General features: G+C 37.5%; 14 protein-coding genes and 1 other annotated feature. Of the genes, 3 read left to right on the forward strand and 11 right to left on the reverse strand.

What is annotated here, in order from left to right:
• Positions 1–128 precede the first annotated feature (128 nt).
• The 11 genes from yqeK to IEV09_RS02745 form a co-directional block, all read right to left on the reverse strand.
• Positions 129–725 (reverse strand): bis(5'-nucleosyl)-tetraphosphatase (symmetrical) YqeK, encoded by a 597-nt coding sequence (gene yqeK, locus IEV09_RS02695; RefSeq protein WP_188366709.1) that lies wholly within the window; start codon positions 723–725, stop codon positions 129–131.
• A gap of 169 nt (positions 726–894) precedes the next feature.
• The gene (pheT, locus tag IEV09_RS02700; RefSeq protein WP_188366710.1) at positions 895–3,312 is read right to left on the reverse strand and encodes a phenylalanine--tRNA ligase subunit beta; all 2,418 of its coding nucleotides are present in this window, start codon (positions 3,310–3,312) and stop codon (positions 895–897) included.
• A 6-nt stretch (positions 3,313–3,318) separates the two neighbouring features.
• The gene (pheS, locus tag IEV09_RS02705; protein ID WP_188366711.1) at positions 3,319–4,362 is read right to left on the reverse strand and encodes a phenylalanine--tRNA ligase subunit alpha; all 1,044 of its coding nucleotides are present in this window, start codon (positions 4,360–4,362) and stop codon (positions 3,319–3,321) included.
• Between the two features lie 80 nt (positions 4,363–4,442).
• Positions 4,443–4,648 (reverse strand) — a binding site (T-box leader).
• 50 nt (positions 4,649–4,698) lie between these two features.
• Entirely contained in the window at positions 4,699–8,397 is a 3,699-nt protein-coding gene (addA, locus tag IEV09_RS02710) for a helicase-exonuclease AddAB subunit AddA (protein ID WP_188366712.1), read from the reverse strand.
• Positions 8,394–11,948, reverse strand: coding sequence for a PD-(D/E)XK nuclease family protein (locus IEV09_RS02715; protein ID WP_188366713.1), 3,555 nt, complete (start codon positions 11,946–11,948; stop codon positions 8,394–8,396). Before IEV09_RS02715 ends, addA begins: the two co-directional genes overlap by 4 nt.
• Positions 11,945–12,475: a signal peptidase I gene (gene lepB / locus IEV09_RS02720; RefSeq protein ID WP_188366714.1), complete on the reverse strand. Its 531-nt coding sequence runs from the start codon at positions 12,473–12,475 to the stop codon at positions 11,945–11,947. The genes IEV09_RS02715 and lepB overlap by 4 nt, the downstream gene beginning before the upstream one ends.
• Positions 12,476–12,684: 209 nt before the next feature.
• Positions 12,685–13,212 carry an HdeD family acid-resistance protein gene (locus tag IEV09_RS02725; protein WP_188366715.1) on the reverse strand — a complete coding sequence of 176 codons (528 nt, stop codon included), beginning with the start codon at positions 13,210–13,212 and terminating at the stop codon, positions 12,685–12,687.
• A gap of 38 nt (positions 13,213–13,250) precedes the next feature.
• Complete coding sequence (locus IEV09_RS02730; RefSeq protein WP_229731651.1) at positions 13,251–14,489, reverse strand: hypothetical protein; 1,239 nt, start codon at positions 14,487–14,489, stop codon at positions 13,251–13,253.
• A gap of 38 nt (positions 14,490–14,527) precedes the next feature.
• Positions 14,528–15,367, reverse strand: coding sequence for a YitT family protein (locus IEV09_RS02735; RefSeq protein ID WP_229731652.1), 840 nt, complete (start codon positions 15,365–15,367; stop codon positions 14,528–14,530).
• A 5-nt stretch (positions 15,368–15,372) separates the two neighbouring features.
• Positions 15,373–16,494 carry a M20/M25/M40 family metallo-hydrolase gene (locus IEV09_RS02740; protein WP_188366717.1) on the reverse strand — a complete coding sequence of 374 codons (1,122 nt, stop codon included), beginning with the start codon at positions 16,492–16,494 and terminating at the stop codon, positions 15,373–15,375.
• Positions 16,495–16,850: 356 nt separating this feature from the next.
• On the reverse strand, positions 16,851–17,330 hold the full coding sequence (locus IEV09_RS02745) for a hypothetical protein (protein ID WP_188366718.1): 480 nt from the start codon (positions 17,328–17,330) through the stop codon (positions 16,851–16,853).
• 123 nt (positions 17,331–17,453) lie between these two features.
• Between IEV09_RS02745 and IEV09_RS02750 the strand changes: the two genes are divergently transcribed.
• The 3 genes from IEV09_RS02750 (at position 17,454) to IEV09_RS02760 (ending at position 18,715) form a co-directional block, all read left to right on the forward strand.
• Positions 17,454–17,981 (forward strand): HdeD family acid-resistance protein, encoded by a 528-nt coding sequence (locus tag IEV09_RS02750; protein ID WP_188366719.1) that lies wholly within the window; start codon positions 17,454–17,456, stop codon positions 17,979–17,981.
• A 95-nt stretch (positions 17,982–18,076) separates the two neighbouring features.
• Positions 18,077–18,526, forward strand: a complete 450-nt coding sequence (locus tag IEV09_RS02755) for a hypothetical protein (protein WP_188366720.1) — start codon at positions 18,077–18,079, stop codon at positions 18,524–18,526.
• Between the two features lie 24 nt (positions 18,527–18,550).
• Positions 18,551–18,715, forward strand: a complete 165-nt coding sequence (locus IEV09_RS02760) for an SPJ_0845 family protein (protein WP_188366721.1) — start codon at positions 18,551–18,553, stop codon at positions 18,713–18,715.
• Positions 18,716–18,744 lie beyond the last annotated feature (29 nt).

An 18,744-nucleotide genomic window follows, 5' to 3' on the forward strand; every position in this document is an offset into this window, starting at 1 on the left:
TAAAATCGTGGTTCCGAACTTATTATTGAGATAAATACTCCCTCTCACTTCTCTCATTATTAGCACGATATGACCTTTTCTAATCTACAAACTTTGCATCGAATAATCACCTTAAACGAGTGTATCTATTAACTCAAAGCTAAATCATCCATCGCATCTTTTAGCCATGGATGCAACACGATAATATCCAATAGTGCCCAACGAATATAGACGCGGCAGCCTTCATCTAGCGATTGTGTCAACGCCTGATTGAGTTCTTCTAAATAAGGCGCACTGTCATCTCTGTCCCACTTGACTTTATCCGCAATAAAAACAACCTTATCTAAATCCGATGCATTTTTTCTAAGTGTTGTATGGCACTCAATAGCCGACAATATTTCCGCGTCTTGGATGCCAAATAGCTCTTCGGCAACGAATACCGATTGTTTTTGATGAAGAATCATCGGAAGTATCTCTTCTTCTTTTAGAACCTCTTTGTTTAAAGATCGCTGTAGCGCAATTCTTTCTTCATTCGGAATCACGACACTAATATCGTGTAACAGACCTGCTACATAAGCTTTTTCGGCGGATAAATTGAACTTTTCTGCCAATTTCCGAGCCTCATCTGCCACTTGATAAGAGTGTTCATTCACTTTTTCTTTCCCATAATAGTTCAAAAATTCCTCGACTTGTTGTTTTAATTCTTTCGAACGAAAAGGAATTTGGTACGCCATTATTTTATTCATTGAACTTTCCTCCCAATTTTTTCTACTTGATGACACTATTGTACCATTTAGTGCGTTTTCGTGAGCAGATTCGTAGGGCGAAGTTTTCCATAGCCAAAAAACACCAACGAATTTTTTCGTTGGTGTTACAGTCATATCCTCATATGTTATGACAGATAGAATATTTCTATTAACGAATCACTGCTTTTAGTTCTTCAGTTAAGCGTTTTGTTACTTTTTCCATCGCTTTATTGATTTCTTCATCCGTTAAAGTTGCTTCCGGGTTCGCAAATGTTAAGTGGTATGCTAATGATTTGTGTCCTGCTTCGATATTGCTACCTTGATAGACGTCAAAGATTGCCACTTCTGTTAAGTGCTTACCAGCTGCTGCTTCAATTTCTTGAATGATTTGTTGGCTCGAAACCGTTTCAGCAACAAGCATCGCAATATCTCTTGATACGCTCGGGAACTTGCTAACCGTTTGGAATACAAAACGGCTCTCAACTTCTAAAATCGCAGCTAAATTCAACTCGGCGACATATGTTTCTGGTAAGTCATATGCTTTAGCAGTTGATGGGTGAACTTGTCCAATGAAACCTATCACTTGTTCCCCTAGAGAAACAATGGCTGTTCTTCCTGGATGTAGCTCTTTTAACTCACTTGTTGGTGTGTAAGTCACTTGATCAGCTAAATCTAAGCTAGTAAATAAATGATCTAAAATCCCTTTTGCGTGGAAGTACGTCACTTTTTCCGCTTTTCCTTGCCAATCTTGTAATAACCAATCGCCTGCTAGAGCAATCGCTAAATGCTGTTCCTCTACCGGCAACTCTTTACCTACTTCATCCGTTTGATGAAAGACATTTCCAATTTCATAAAAAGCAACTTGTTGATTTTTACGAGCGATATTGTAAGCAACGTCTTCTAGTAATCCGCTGGTTAAATTCATACGTAATGTACTGCGATCTTCAGTCATTGGCCAGTTTAAACGTGTTGGAATACTTTCTTCAATCATGAATTGACGCGCTTTTTCTTCTGTCGTCAACGCATAACTGATTGCTTCACTTAATCCATTTCCTTCTAAAAGATGACGAATTTTACGTGTTTTGCGTTGTCCAGTTGTTAATGATCCCGCAACGGTTTCACCACTTGGTAATGTTGATGGCAAGTTATTGTAGCCATAAATACGAGCCACTTCCTCAATTAAATCTGCTTCAATACGAATATCCCAACGTCTTGGTGGTACCGTAACGTGGAATCTTTCACCGCGAACTTCCGACGAAAAACCAAGCGCTGTAAAGATTTCTTGTACAACGGCTTCGGATAAATCGGTTCCTAAGTAGCTATTAATACGCTCTAAAGTAATTGATACCTCAACGGGTTCTGCAGTAACTTCCGAACCTGCAACCGCACCTGTTAAGACTTCACCGCCAGCTAATTTAGCAATCATCGCAGCCGCCACATCACATGCTTCTGAAATTGTTGCATGGTTCGTTCCTTTTTCAAAACGAGCAGAAGATTCACTACGTAAGTTAAATTGTTTGGATGTACGACGAACGTATAATCCATCGAACAACGCCGCTTCTAAGGCAACGGTTGTTGACGTTTCGATGATTTCTGAATCTAAACCACCCATGACACCTGCTAATGCATGTGGCACTTTGCCGTTTGTAATCACGATATTTTCAGGTGTTAAGTTTCTTGTTTCGCCATCTAACGTTACAAGCCTTTCATTTTCTTTTGCTGCACGGATAACCAGCTCTTGGCTACCTAGACGATCATAGTCAAAGGCATGTAATGGTTGGCCGTATTGTAAAAGAATATAGTTCGTTACGTCAACAACGTTATTAATTGGACGAATACCTGCGTTCATTAAGCGGTTTTGCAACCATTGTGGACTTGGTGCGACTGTTACATTTTCAATGATACGAATTTGATAGGCCGGAACAAGTTCTTTATTTTCAACCGTCACACTGATTTTATCACTTGCTAAACGTGGGACTTCGACTAACACTTCTTCATTAAAGTTTGGTTCTTGGCGATAAATCGCTGCCACTTCATGTGCGACGCCACGCATGCTTAATGCATCGGCACGGTTTGGTGTAATCGATAACTCAATAATCGCGTCATCCATGTCTAAATAAGAAAAAACTTCTTCTCCAGGTACCGCTTCAGTTGGTAAGTATTGGATACCTTCTGAATATTCTTTTGGAATGACAGAATCACTGTAGCCAATTTCTTCTAAAGAACAGATCATGCCGTGTGAGACTTCACCACGAATTTTGCCTTTTTTAATTTTCGTATTGCCTGCAATGCGTGCGCCTGGTAAAGCAACGATGACTTTAATCCCTGCTTTCACGTTTGGTGCACCACAAACGATTTGAGTTGGCTCTTCTTCTCCAATATTCACTTGGCAAATATGTAAGTGATCAGAATCTGGATGATCGACACATGATAAGACTTCACCCACCACAATTTTTTTCAAGTTTTCTGCTAATACTTCAATACCTTCAACTTCAATACCCGTAATCGACATCGTGTCGCCTAGCTCTTTTGGCGAGATGTTTGATAAGTCGACGAGTTCACTTAACCATTTATATGAAACTAACATTTTTAATTATTCCCCCTTAAACTGATGAATGAAACGAATATCGTTATGATAGAAATCACGAATATCATTCACACCGTAGCGTAACATCGCAATGCGGTCTGGTCCTAAGCCAAAAGCAAAACCTGAATATTTTGTTGCATCGATACCAGACATTTCAAGTACATTTGGATGAACCATCCCTGCACCTAAAATTTCAATCCAACCGGTTTGTTTGCAGACATTACAGCCTTGTCCGCCACATTTGAAACAACTCACGTCTACTTCAACAGATGGTTCTGTAAATGGGAAGTAACTTGGACGCAAACGAATTTCACGATCAGCACCAAACATTTGTTGCATTAAAACTTCTAATGTCCCTTTTAAATCACCCATTGTGACTTTTTCATCAATCACTAATCCTTCGATTTGGTGGAATTGATGGCTATGTGTCGCATCATCGGTATCACGACGGAAAACTTTCCCTGGGGAAACCATGCGCAATGGTCCTTTTGAGAAGTCGTGTTTTTCCATTGTACGTGCTTGGACAGGCGATGTATGTGTACGTAATAAAATTTCATCTGTAATATAAAACGTGTCTTGCATATCACGTGCCGGATGGTCTTTAGGTAAATTCATTCGTTGGAAGTTATAGTGATCTCTTTCAACTTCATAGCCTTCAACGACTTGATAGCCCATACCGACAAAAATATCTTCCATTTCTTCAATAATTTGCGTTAAAACGTGACGGGTACCAATTGGCATTTGTTTGCCTGATAATGTCACATCAATCCGTTCTTTCGCAAGTGCCTCATTCATCGCGTTGATTTCTAAAACCTCTTTACGTGCCTCTAAACTTTCAGCCAATGCATCGCGAATCTCGTTGGCAAAACTACCGACCTTTGGACGCTCTTCAGCGGATAAATCTTTCATGCCACGTAAAACTTCTGTAATCGGTCCTTTTTTCCCTAATGTTTCCACACGAATTTGGTTTAATGCAACTAAATCCGTTGCTGCTTCAATCTTTGCTAATGTTTCATGTTTTAATGCTTCTAATTTTTCTTGTAAAGACATGTGAATCCTCCTTATAAATGTTTATAGATAAATTGAAATAACGAATAAAAAAAACACGAGCCCCATTCCTTTATATCAAATAAAGGAACGAGATCTCGCGTTACCATCCTAATTCATAGTTCAAACTATGCACTTAATTTCTTAACGATTATCAATAACCGGCTTTATATATAAAGCAAGCTCCGGAAGTGAACTTCATTTTTCGATAACCAATCCTGCTTTCAGTCAATGACAGGACTCCCTTTTTAGTATCAGCCAAACTACTCTTTTCCATCGAGGCTTTTTATCTATTCAATTCATACGTAGTTTACTAGAGATATTCAGAGAAATCAAGCGCTAAAATGATTTCTCTTGTAAAGAAATGATTTTTTGTGCACTTAAAGCAATCAAATAGACCGCTTGAACCGGTTTATTTAAAGCCTCTTCTAGCGCTTCTTTATACAGTCGTAACTGCCCTTGATAGCTTTGAACAAAGGCTTCTTCATCTTTAATGACCGTATCGGTTTTAAAATCATAAAGGATAACATGATCCTCATATTCAATATAGCCATCAATCATCCCATGAATCAGTAGTTCTGCCCCTTTTTCATTAAAATCTAAATAGACATCTTGCGCATCCTTCAACATTGAAAAGGGTTGTTCTCTTTTTACAAGGGAAGGATTGGCTAAGATTTCTTTGCCTAAGTCGGTTTCAAAAAACCACAAAATGGCTTTTAATGGTATTTTTTTAGCTAAGTTCTCATCCAATTGATTCTTCGCAACAAAGTCCTTCATTTGTGCTTGCAAGGAGGCGAGGTCTGGTTCCATCGTCAATGGTAGGAGTTGTAAAAAGGTATGTGTTGCACTACCAATTGCTGCCCCATCGACTGTTTGTTCTTGCATAAACTTCGGTTGATTTAACCGTTCATTAACGTAACGGTATTGCTGTTTTTGACTTTGCTCAAAAGTGCTTTCCCACGCTAATTTCGTAATTTCTTTTTCATCGGGGTCATTGTACAAGCGTTTGATTTCTGAGACGCTCTGATAACTCGTTGTCATCGTTGATTTCTCTAAAGGATACTTGAACTCTAGGACTTGAAATACTGGTGCTAAATCTTCTTCCACCTCTGCTACTTCTTCCGTAACAATCGTTTGTTCCTCTTCTAAAAGTACGGTTGCTTGTTTGATTTTTTCTTCATTCCACCAATCGATTTTAAAATCGCCTGGGTGGTGAATTTTTTTACTTGGATCAATTTCATCATCAAAAAATGTTTGCATTTTCGGATGACGAATTAAGGTCATGCCAATCCAGTTCATCAAATTACCGAGTGGTTTGTAGCGCAAGGTGCGGTTTAGAATAGGCTCTGTCTCATTTAACGCTTGCGACCATTGTTTCAACGCATCGGCTTTATTTTTGTATGAACCAACAAGATAAAGTTTTTGTTCGCTGCGCGTCAAAGCCACATAGAGCTTACGCATTTCTTCTGATAAGGCTTTTTCCAAACGAACTTGTTTTATCACTTGATACGGTAACGTTTCGTAACGAATCCGTTCTTCATCAATGAGTTGAATCCCTGCACCAAGCTGTTCTTCTAACACAAATCGTCCGTTTAAATCTTGATTGTTAAAGCGTTTATTCATATCTAAAATAAAGACAACCGGGAACTCCAATCCTTTACTGCCATGGATCGTCATCAATTTTACCGCATCTTCCACGGATTGAGTGAAGGGTTGTGCCAAATCTTTTTCTTTTTCTTGAATCTTTTCGATAAAGCGAATAAATTGATACAAACCACGGAAACTACTCGTTTCGTACATTTCAGCACGGTTAACCAAGGCAATTAAATTGGCATAACGTTGACGTCCAGACGGCAACCCAATCACATAGTCCAGGTATGCCGTCTCTTCATAAATTTCCCAAAGTAATTCAGCAATCGATACTCGACGTGCTTTTTCACGCCAAGCATCTAATTGTGTCATAAATTGGTTGATTTTTTTGCCTAATGGCGTTTTCAACTTTTGTCCCATTAAGAAGGCTTCATAATAACTGCTTGCTTTGTTAAGCAAACGGATTTCAACTAATTGTTGTTCATTCAACCCGACAATTGGTGAGCGCAAGACGGCTGCTAATGGGATGTCTTGATACGGATTATCAATTAATTGCAATAAAGCAATCATTGTCTGAATTTCAGTTGCTTGAAAATAGTTTTGCGCATCATTAATCTCTAACGGAATCTCAAATTTCTTAAAAATATCGAGTAACATTAAGTTGTTTTTGCGTGTCGGTGTTAATAACACAATGTCTCGATAGGTCACCGGCCGATTTTCTTTTAACTTTTTATCGTAAATTTGAAATTTCGAATCGACTAATTCTTTAATTTTCAACGCAACAAGATGCAACTCGCCGTCCGTTTTATCTTCTAAGAGCCAGTCATCGATGATTCCTTCGTCATTTGATTCTTCGTTTTCTTTTTCATAAATCAGTAACTCAGGGACAAAGGCCTCGCTTTCTGGAAAATTCGGAAAGCCCGGAACTAATTGAGCTGCTTGATCATAAGGGATTTGGCCTAATTCTTCATTCATTAATTGTTGAAAAATCAAATTGGTGAAGTGTAAGACTTCATGACGCGAACGAAAATTATCCGCTAAGATAATTCGACGGCCCCCTTCTTGTTTTTCATAAGCTAAATATTTATCAATAAATAACGTAGGATCGGCTAAACGGAAGGCATAAATCGACTGCTTGACGTCACCTACCATAAATTGATTGCCGTTTTCATCATCGGGTGTTCGAACCCATGAAAGGATCGCTTCTTGCAATCGATTGACATCTTGGTATTCATCGACCAAAACTTCTTTGAACTGTTGACGATAATAAGTGGATGCTTCACTACCTTCTTGCGCGTCTCCCCTCAGAATTTCTAAAGCATAATGTTCTAAATCATTAAATTCAAGCACGCCTTTGTCTTTTTTTCGTTGCTTCAAATGATGCATAAATGTCAGCGTTAATTGTCCCATTTCTTCCACCAGTGGCTGCGCTTGGGTCATCAATTCTAAGATTTTTTCGGGTGAATAGGCAAAGGCATTTTGCATCTCGCCAACTTGATCTTTTAAGGCATCCCGCTGTTCCTTAATTGGAACGGAAACCAGTTTTTGCTCTTCTTTGCGATACGTCGGAAAGCGCCCAAAGGAGACATTTCCTAACGCTTGGTAAAAAACAGTGAGCTCTTTATCTTTTAATGATTGCAATAAAAAGGCGACTTGTGCGTAGTCGTTTTCCAACATTTCACTTAATTTAGCGAAATCTTTTTGACCTGCGACTTGTTCAAGCGACTGTTGAATCTGATTCACAGCACCTTGTAATTGTGCGGTAAAGACAGGTTCGATGTATTTTCGAAACAACGGATGCGCACTCAAATCATCGGAGTGTGTGTATTGTTTGGCTAAATTTTCTAACCAATTTTCCGGATCTGGATTTGCCTGTGCGAAGCGATGCAAGTCCATCACGACATCTGTCAACGCTTCATCCGAACGATCATTGACAAAATTTTCAGTCAAACGATAAAAAACTTCTGAACCCGATTCGTATTTTTGATCTCTTAACTCTTCCCAAACTTCTTCTTTTAGTAAAATTCGTTCGGTCTCATCCGTTAATAAGCGAAAAATAGGATCAATTCCGATTAAATAATAATAACGGCGAATCACGGCCAAACAAAACGAATGCAAGGTAGAGATATGCGCCATTGGTAATAACGTTAATTGTTTGACAAAATGTTGACGGCGCTCGGCATCACTTTCATCATTGACACTTTTTTGTAATTCGGATTGGATGCGTTCTTTCATTTCTCGTGCAGCCGCTTCGGTAAATGTTACGATGAGTAATTCATCAATATTGACACCATTTTTCAACTTTTCAATCACTCGTCGAACTAAGACAGTGGTTTTTCCTGAACCGGCTGAGGCCGAAATTAACAAATGGTCCCCTTCATCGAAAATGGCTTGCCACTGCGTATCCGTAAAGGTTTCATTTTGTGGCTTTAATGGAATATTCGTCATTGATTGTCTCCTCCCATTTTCGTAATAATTTCGTCTTTTTTCAAGTTATCCATGCGATGGTATTGATTTTCAGTCAACATCACATCGAAATCACAGACACTACGAAACGGGCAATATTGACAAGCACGTTTTTTATCTTTGACTTTATAATAAGGATTCAAAGCAATATCACCTGACAAAATTCGTTGGCCACCTTGAATCAATTTTGCTTGATTGTGTTGACGTAAAACGGCAATTTCCTCTTCTGAATAAAAACGAGCATCTGTTTTCGTCCGCTTACTGATAACATCGTCTTTATTCTTCTTAATTGGAAATACAAGTGAGCCTTTTGAAGGTTCAAGCGATTGATCATAGATTGGGAACAATTCCTCATCATCTACAAACAAACCATCCAATTGATAGGCTTTCAAACGCTCTTCTTCAGTTCCTTTACTCGGATCCAATAATGGATTGTGCACATGAAAATAATAAGCACCCGCAGCTTTTACGGTTTTCGTTATGTCCGTTGTTTTCAATGCATCGCTGAGAGCAACATCTAAATAGGTAATTAACTGCATCGCCAAACCAAAATAAGCTTCCGTCAAATCAAACTTTCGACTACTTGATTTATAATCGACGACCGATAACCAGAGATTATCTGCGACCTCTGCAGTATCGACGCGGTCAATTTTACCACGAACGAACATCTGGCTTTCGCCTCCTAGTGGCAGTGTTAAGCCGGCAATCCCTTTATTTTTCCCAACTTGTCCAAATAAGACTTCTGTTTTTTGAGGTTGCAGTAATGTTTTATTACTTTGTTGATGAATCGCCCAAGTCACTCGTTGAATCGTTTTCGATAATTGATGACGAATAAAGTGCATTCTTGGTGATGCATCCAAAAGTTGGTATTGTTTTAATCCAAAAATCTCTACTAAGACTTGATCAACGAAGTCTCGTTTTTCCTCTTCTGACAATTGCGTTAATGCTTGATTTTGTTGAATGACTAACGCTAAAAAGCGATCGAGCGCTTCGTGGAAGAATTCTCCCGTTACAAGAGCATTTAATCCATAAATATCACGCTCTTTTAAGCGTAAGCCGAAATTCGCAAAATATTTGTACTCACATTGATAGAAGGTTTCCATCCGCGAAACAGACGTATAAATATCTTTTCCATAGAGCTCTTTGGCCATCTCTGCTGATAGTTTTTGCGGAATATTTTTCTTTTCTTGGCTCGCTAGAACTTTTTTGGCTAACGTTTGGTAGCTCGATTGCAAGAGTGCTTCTTGTAACACGCGCCAACTTTTTGGTAAGGCTAGACGTTCTTCTTGTCCTTGACGGTGAATATTATTCAGCTGACGGACTAATGCACGATACGATCCAATATGCTCTGTCAATCGACTCGTAAAGGTCAAACTTTGACGCTTTTGTTCCTTCACATTTGCCCATTGAACGAGACGTTTTAAATAGGGGGACGCTTGGATGTTTTGCTGCTCGTCATGGTTGGCTGCATACGTTAAATAGAGTTTTTGACTCGCCGATAAAAACACATTGTATGCTACAAACGGTTCTTTACGAATTGTTTCTTGTGTGTGGTCACGAATGTATTGATTTTCTGTTAAATACGTATTTAAAAACAGGCGCTCATCACTCGATAATAGCGTCGCGTTTTCAACTTTCCTTGGAAAACTTCCCTCGTCTAAACCAATCGCAAACGTCACTTTACTTTGTAACGGGCGGGCTAAATCGAGTGGATTGATTTTAATTTGATCAATCGCTGTTGGAATTTTTCCAAATTGTAAGTTTGATAAACCACTCATCAGCATGTCATGAAATAACGAAAAATCAAACGTCTCTTCACCATAAATCGCTACAAACTGATCTAGTAAATCCATCAATGCATCCCACGTTTGTTCGTGATTTCGAGCCGTCTCCAATGCCCCACGTTCAATTTCTTGATTTCGCCAATGAATGAGTTGCTGCTCAATTCCCTTTTCTACTAAAAACTGATAAAAATGGATAACCGCTTCTTTCATCGTGTCTGAAGCTTGTAATTCTTTAAAAAATGGCGCAATATCTTGACCAAAACTACGACGAACTTGATTCGTTTGTTCCGTTAGTACACGGGTATCTTCTAAATGATTTTCTTCAAAATCATAAGCAATCAATTGCCAATCGGCTTTTTTCAGCCATGTTTGTCCTTGAAATTGATGAGCTAAGGCAATATTTTCAGTTAAATCCACTTGATTACGGAATGTATTACGATTTTGTTCCCATGTTTGTTCCTTATTTTCCCAATCTTTTGGGATATATAACTCACTACGCAAAAAACGGAAAATATCTTTTAATCGATAATGATATTTAGGCAAAGCAAATAAACTATCAATAAATTCAATTAACGGATGTTGGTCCATTTGCTTATTCTCATCTAAATAATAGGGTAAGTCCATTTCTTTAAAAATAGCCGGAATCAGCGGGTAATAAACCGTTGGATTCAAAGTCACCAATTGAATATCTCGGTAAGCTAACGGTTGATCTGTTTTTTGCGATTGCGCAACGAGTTTTTTAATTTCAACGGCAATTTGACGCAATTCTTCTGTCGGTGTCTGACTTTGCCAAATTTCAACAAAATCACGAATGTCTCCTGTTATTTTCTGATTTTGTAAATGGCTACTACGCCAGTACGCTTCTAACAGATGATATTCAGGCGCAACCGTTTCTAATTGTTGTCCTTTTTGATCAAAGTACACAGGAATATTTTGTGCTTGGGCTGCCGTTTTTAACTGTTGATAGGTTTGCTTACCATCAAAAAACAAATCGAGTGCTTCGGTCTGTTCACGTGGGGTATCTATCAATAAATCGACACATAAATGGGATTTTAGCATCAGGCTTTGCAGTAAACTTTGTTCTTGCGCAGAGAAATTCGAGAAGCCACTAACAATAAATAACGTTTGACTTAATGACTCATCCTCTAATTGATGAATATAGTCGGTTAAAAGTGGTAACGGTTGTTCTACTTGTAATTCACGTTGTTCGAGTTCTCTTTCATACGCTGTAAAAATAATTTGCAACTCGCGTAATTTCATTTGGAAATTTTTTTCACGATTGGTGATTTCCAACTGACTATCGGTTGGTGGGAAGCTCAGCTGTTCAAAATCAACATTTCCTAACTGGAATTCTTGATACAAATCAAGTAACTGCATCATAAAACCCGATTGCCCGACTTCACTACGATACAATAACAGCTCCGTCTCACATTGAATCAGCACTTTACGCATCAATAGCAATGCTGCGGCTTCAGTCACTGGTTGTTTGCCAAGTTGCCCCGTTCGTTGCAAAAAGTACCACGCTAAACGATGGAAACTATAAACTTGGCTTCGAATCGTGCTAAAATGTTTTTGGTTACTCGCTTGCTTAAGACTGCTTAAAATTTCAAGCTCGCGCTCAAATTTATTATAGTTTGGAACTAAGAAAAAGACTTCATGATTAGGGGTCTCTAACCAATCGCGTGCGGTTTCAATCATCACTGCTTGGTGATCGATATTTCCTGCACCCGTAATGAATTTTAACGTCATTCTACTTCCTCCTGTTCATTTTCATTGATTTTTTTCGGTGGCCACAAAAGAAATTTCGCCTCACCAAGAATTGCTTCTTTATGAATCGTTCCAATTGAGCGACTATCCAATGATATTTTACGATTATCCCCTAATACATAATACGAATGATCGGGGATTTTTATTTTTTCTATATTTTCCGTTAAGAGTGTGTCTTTTGCTAAAGCGGCTTTCATTTCAGCTAAAAAAGGTTCACTCACCGGTTGATTGTTAATAAATAATTGATCGTCTTTGTACAATAGTTCCTCGCCAGGTAAGCCAATCACGCGTTTAATCACAAGCTTATCCGACTTTTCCTTGTCTCGAATCACGATAATATCAAATCGTTCAATCTTCGTTTGTCGAGCAACAAGTGCGATTTGATTGCCAGTTAAACTAGGAACCATTGAGTCACCATTCACTTGAACTAAGAATGCCACTGCATAAAAGCAAATAAAAATAAAAAGACTAAATAACCAAGGTTTGCTTTTCGAAAAGAATGCTGCCATCATGCGTTCCTCCTTTCAATTGGGCAACTTTAGTTTAACATATTTTCACTCGTAATATGGCTTAAAATACGAAACGAAGAACAACCTTAAAAAACAGGCTGATTTTTAAAATATGTGGTCAGCTTTTTCCTGACTGTAAAAAATAAGAGCCGTAAAAAGACTTTTTCATCTTTTTACAGCTCTTATTTTTATCATTGATACTCTCTTATCTAATCTTCGATCGAACGACCAAAACCAATGCCATGTACAATCAAAACAACACCAAAGGCGATAGCCGAGAACCCGACAAGTTTTGGTAGGGCAAGCGTAGCAATCCAAGGGTTGAATAGTAGCATTATCGCAAAAACAAATGAAATAATATCAAACAGTAAAATAAGAATTTTTCCAAACCCTTTTGTTTTGCTAAAACGAGTCGTTAAGAATAAATTCCCGATACTTTCAATCATAAACCAAACTGAAAACATTATTCCCAAAAATAACGCGCCTCTAATGATATTGGTTAAAAACATGACACCAACCACAATATCTAGGAGTCCAATGAAAATTCGAAACCCTTTCGATTCTTTATTACTAACGGCCCCAAAGCCCAAAATATTTGATATCCCACGTGCAATGGCTAAAACACCAAAAAAGAAAACTAAAAAGCCTAAAGTGGATCCTGGACGATTCAGGGCTATGGTTCCTAAAATAAAGAATGCAATACCTAATAATAAATCAATTAATCGTTTATTTTTCATTACCTATTCCTCCCAATATAAAATGCATTCAAATTCTTCTATCCGATGATAAAACCAACCATAATTCCACCAATAATCACCGACGTTATCGTTACAGTTGAAAAACCTGCAGTAACCATAACAGGTAAAATATTTTGTTCAATCACAGCAATCTCTTCTTCTGTCTCACCTACTGCGGCTGCCGCTTCCTTTGTCAGCACCATCGTTCCAGGGAAACCAAAGAGACTCGTTAAACCAACCGCGATCGAAAGTGCAGGTGGATACCCCACTTGTTTTCCGATAACATATGCGCTTAGCATAATCGTTAATACACCACCAATTAAGTAAAAAGTAATCGGCCAAATCAATGTCACTAAATCACCTAAGTTAATATTTGCTAACGGACCAAAAGCGATTACCATAATCGAAATCATTAATAAACCAAACGAGTCGGTTGTGGATAGCGCATTGGGCTTCACTAATTTAAAATGCCTCAAAGCAATCCCTAGCAACAAGGCGATTACAAAGGTATTTACATACCCATTTGTTAACCCACTTAACCAACGAGCGAGTAACTCCGCTAACCCTAGTAAAAATAATGTCGCATATGGCGTTTGTAAGTAGCTTGGTAAAATGACTTCACTCGTAGGATTTGTGTTTTCTTTTACTTCTTCTTCATACATTTTCAAATTCCCACTACGATACTCTTCTCGAACGCGTAACGCTTCCTTTTTCAAAATATTTGCCGTTACTAAGAAGCCAATAAAATTCTTGAAATTTAATATTAATAGCGGAAAAACAGCTAACAAAGTTGCCGATAGTATCCCTAAATCACCACCAGCAGCATCGATTGCGCTCGCCTCACCTTGGACCATTAATATGGAAAGCGTCCCACCTGTAATCGCTGTTGATCCGGCAATGGCTACATTTCGATCAAATACGATACTTCCCGCAAAATAAAGGACCAACGAGACAATCACAACAGTGAGAGAACCGATGACAAATGTCCGCCACTGTGCTTTTAAATCTGCAATACTCATCATTGTCCCTAAATGGACAATAATCAATCCAACAACTGCCTGACCTAAACCTAGTAATCCTGATTGTTGAATCATGTCATGTGGAATCAAATCTGCTGAAAAACCGATTAAAAAAATAATTGATGCAACAAGCATCATTGAAACGAGTGCTTTTGTTTTAGCAGAAACGAATTCTCCAATCGTCCAAACAAACATAACTAAAGTAAATGCTAAAATGGGTAACATTGGTTCGACTTGCTCTAAATATCCCGGCTCCATCATAAAACCTCCTCATTCGTTGTATTGGTAATACGTCATTATTGAATTGGTTGATACGTAAATCCTAATCCATGAACTTCTGAAACTTCGTAAACAATCACAAAGCATTTGGGATCAATCGTTTCAATGATTTCAAGAACTTTTGGATACTCTTGTCGCTTAATCACCGTTAATATCATATTCTGAGAGGTCTGATTTTTTCCTCCTCGAACATCAAACAGTGTCATCCCTCGGTCGACTTCTTCCAAAAGTTTGGCACGAATCGCTTCTGAATGGGTTAAACTTAGAATCATAACCGCTTTACGACGCTTTAATCCGGTTTCAATATAGTTCATAACCAATGAAGTGATGCCAATAGACAAAATCGCAAAAAGAAATTCTTCAAAACCAAAAACATATAAACTCATAAATACAATCAGCATATCCGTAAAAAGCAATCCGATAGATGTATTGATATTGAAATATTTTTTTAAAATTAGTGGTGGAATCGTCGTTCCTCCACTAGAAGATTGAATGCGGTATAAAATAGCAACACCGGCAGCAAAAATCACACTGCCCATAATTACTGATAATAGACGATCTTGTGTCAACATCACTTGGGGGACAATTCTCAAAGACAATGGAAATAAAATACTCCCTAGTAACGTGCGTAAAAAAACAGTTTTTCCTAAAAAAATAGCGGCCAGTACCAACATCAAGCCGTTGAGTATCATGACCACCCATGCACGATTCATTCCAATTAAGGATTCCAGTAATATTCCAATCCCACTAACGCCCCCTGCGGCGATATGATGCGGGCCTAGAAACATGTTGACACTGACTGCCAAAATTAAAATAGCAAGTAGCATTAGACCAAAATGTTGGACTTCTTTTTTCATCTTCATTAGCTATCTTGAACAGGGGCGTTTTTTAATAGTTCAATGACTAATTTGACTGCTCTTTCCATTTCGCTAATGACAACTAATTCATCTGTTGTATGTATCTTATCGTAACCAATCGAGAAATTGACACACGGTTTTCCGCCGAGGTTGAAAATATTCGCATCACTTCCCCCTCCACTAATTTCACGAATAACAGGGTATCCTAGCGCATCTGCGGCTTGAATGAATAATTGCATCATTGGTTGATTGTCATCCATGTGAAAGCCCGTAGCCATCTTTTTAACATTGATTGAAACGCTACCGCCAAACCTTTGCGCAGCTTCTTCAAAAGCTTGCTTCATCTCATCAATCAGTTGATCCGCAACTTCAGGTTCAATCGCTCGAACCTCGCCCTTCACCAATAACTTATCCATTACAATATTCGTTGCCTCTCCACCATGAATCACACCAATATTTGCTGTTGTTTCAGCATCTAATCGCCCGATGCGTATGTTTTTTAGTGCTTGTGCTAAAATTGACACACAAGAAATACCTTTCTCAGGCTCAAGACCTGCATGGGCCGATTTCCCTGTAATATTTACGTCATACATAAATAACGTGGGACTAGCAATTGTTACTCTGCCAACTTCTAATGCACTATCCAATACATAACCATAATCTGATTTCACTAAATTCATATCTAAAGCCGAAGAACCGATGAGTCCAATCTCCTCTCCAGGAGAAAAAATAAACTCAAAATCCCCTGTTTCAATCTCTTCCTCTTTAATCCTGCGCATCGCTTCAATTAATATAGCAATCCCTGCTTTATCATCTGCTCCCAAAATCGTTTCACCTTTAGAATACAATACTCCTTCTTTTTCAACGACCTCAATGCCATTACCTGGTGTTACCGTATCTGTGTGACATGAAAAAAATAACGATTGTTTATTCAATGAACCTCGATGTGTTGCAATCAGATTATTTCCACCTAAACCCGTTTTTTCTTTGCTATCATCCTCCACGACTTCCATATCAAGTGAGCTAAGCAACTTTTGCAAATATACATGAACTTCCCCTTCATTTTTTGAAACAGAGTCAATCTCAACTAAGTTTTTAAAAGTAGAAACTAGATTTTTTCCAGTCATTTAAATACCTCCTTCTTTGGATACCTCTATTATACTCGAAACATTGATACATCCATAACGAAAACCCTTTCCTCAGTTGTGTTAGTATAAAAAAATGAGCTAAATACTATAAAAGTATTGTGTGTTTTAAAATGACTAATAACCATAAAAACTCCTCAACTTAATCCTGTTTCGATTAGAACAATCCTTGCTCCTAACCAGCAGAGCTTTTTAAACCTTCTATCACCCACTCTATAAGGAACAGTCATCGATTCGTTTTAAGACATTAAATTAATATTACATTTCTGTTCTTATTATTGAAAAAAAGAGCAGTAGAAAGGTATACGCTCTTTCTACTGCTCTTTAATATTTTATTGTTACATTTCGGTAATAATAATATCAATTTCGGTATCTTCTTCTAATGATTTCGACAAAAATTGCAACAATTCTTCTAACGATTGATCGAACTTGACCATTGGTAAACGCAAGCCATAGCGAAAGAAATTAATACGCAACTCTTCTTTTTTAGTATCTTGAATAATAATGACATGATTAATCTCTTCTAGCATAATCCCTTTATTTTGATAGGAATGTAAAATAATTCGCTGATTTGCAATGCCGCGAACATTAAATAAGTACGATAAAACAATTAAAGCCATAGCTAATCCTTGAAATATTTTGTCAAGTGTGACATTATTTGTATAATAAATAATTAAAACGAAGACTAAGAAACATGGATAAATAACACTTGCACTTGATTGTCGTTTTGAAAAAAAAACAATTTCTTTTCGAACTAAAAATAAATACGTATATAAGAGGATGGTAAATAATAAAAGTAACATTGTCAATTTGCTCATATTGCTCTCCTCGCTATTACTTATAATATAATGCAATTATAACACATATTTATACATTGTCCTCTGTTTTTTAATGAAATATTAAAAATAAAGAAAAACCATTATTTGAAAGGAGAATTACAAATGAATACTTTATTTAAACAATTTCAACGCTATACTTTTTTACAAGTTATTTTATACATCATTACAGGGAGTTTAGCGTTGCTTTATCCTCAACAATTTAGTAAATGGGTTATTTATCTGATTGCTGCCTATGTCGCACTTTTAGGATTAGCTAATCTCATGGCTGCATTAAAGGAAAAACGCCAGTATAATGTCACAGGTTTGCAATTTTATCTAGGAATCTTCCTTCTAATTGGCGCCTTAGGCATTCTTGTCCTAGCCAAACCATTATTAACATTAACAACGATTGTTCTTGGATTCTTTATTCTAGTCAATGGCGTAATGCGAGTTATGCAAGCTTTTGACTTGAAAAAAATGAATCATTCCTTCTTACCTTGGATTATTTACGGATTAATTTTAGTTGTTATTGGTTTAATTCTAATGTTCAACGCGCTTTCAAGCATTATGACCTTAATCGGTAGCGTCTTAATCTTTATGGGAATCTCTGAACTGATTGGTTACTTCCAATTACGTAAACTTGAGCAATAAGCATTAAAGCTTTCTTAATTTATAAGAACTAGTCTAGCAATTTTATTGTTCCTACTGTATGATTAAGAAAATGAACGTAAAAAGAGGGTATACGGATGAAAAAAATTTCAGAAGATCCATCGCACCCAAGTAATGTTCCCGTTATTTTCATCTATGGTCATAATGGCGAAATTACTGGTAAAATTTCAATTAATGAATGGCGTGCAAAAAAAGAAGAAGCCCAATTAATCAATGAACTTGAAATTAAACTCTATCGTGAATCGATTCAATATTATACGAATCGCGAATTTTCAAAATCAGAAGATTTATTATTATTTCTAATTACTCAAACAGATTACACCCACTATGAGTATGTCGAACGTTTAGCGAATCTCTATCGTCGTCAAGAAAAATCTTCCAAAGAAAAAGAGTTACTTTTAAAAGCACGTAAAAATATCGCCGCATTTGATGCTTCTGAAGGAATTCTCAAGCGAATCGATAAGCGCCTTGAAAAAAACGCGACGGCTTCAAGTAAAGACCGCCGTCATTCTTATTTATTAAACTAATTTGTTTCAATTGGAGGCTATCATATGGGACTTAAATTTCAACGAGAAGATTCTTTAGATAAAATGTTTGAAGAATTTGCCATTTTACCAGAGGTTTTAGATGATCGAGCAGAGAAACATGCGAAAGACATCGAACGTTTCTTAACTCCTCAAACAAAAGAAACTAAAAAAGAAGAACAAAAAAAATAAAAAATATCACCAGAAAGACGCAATACGTG

It is taken from the genome of Enterococcus alcedinis, from assembly GCF_014635985.1.
Lineage (GTDB): Bacteria > Bacillota > Bacilli > Lactobacillales > Enterococcaceae > Enterococcus_I > Enterococcus_I alcedinis.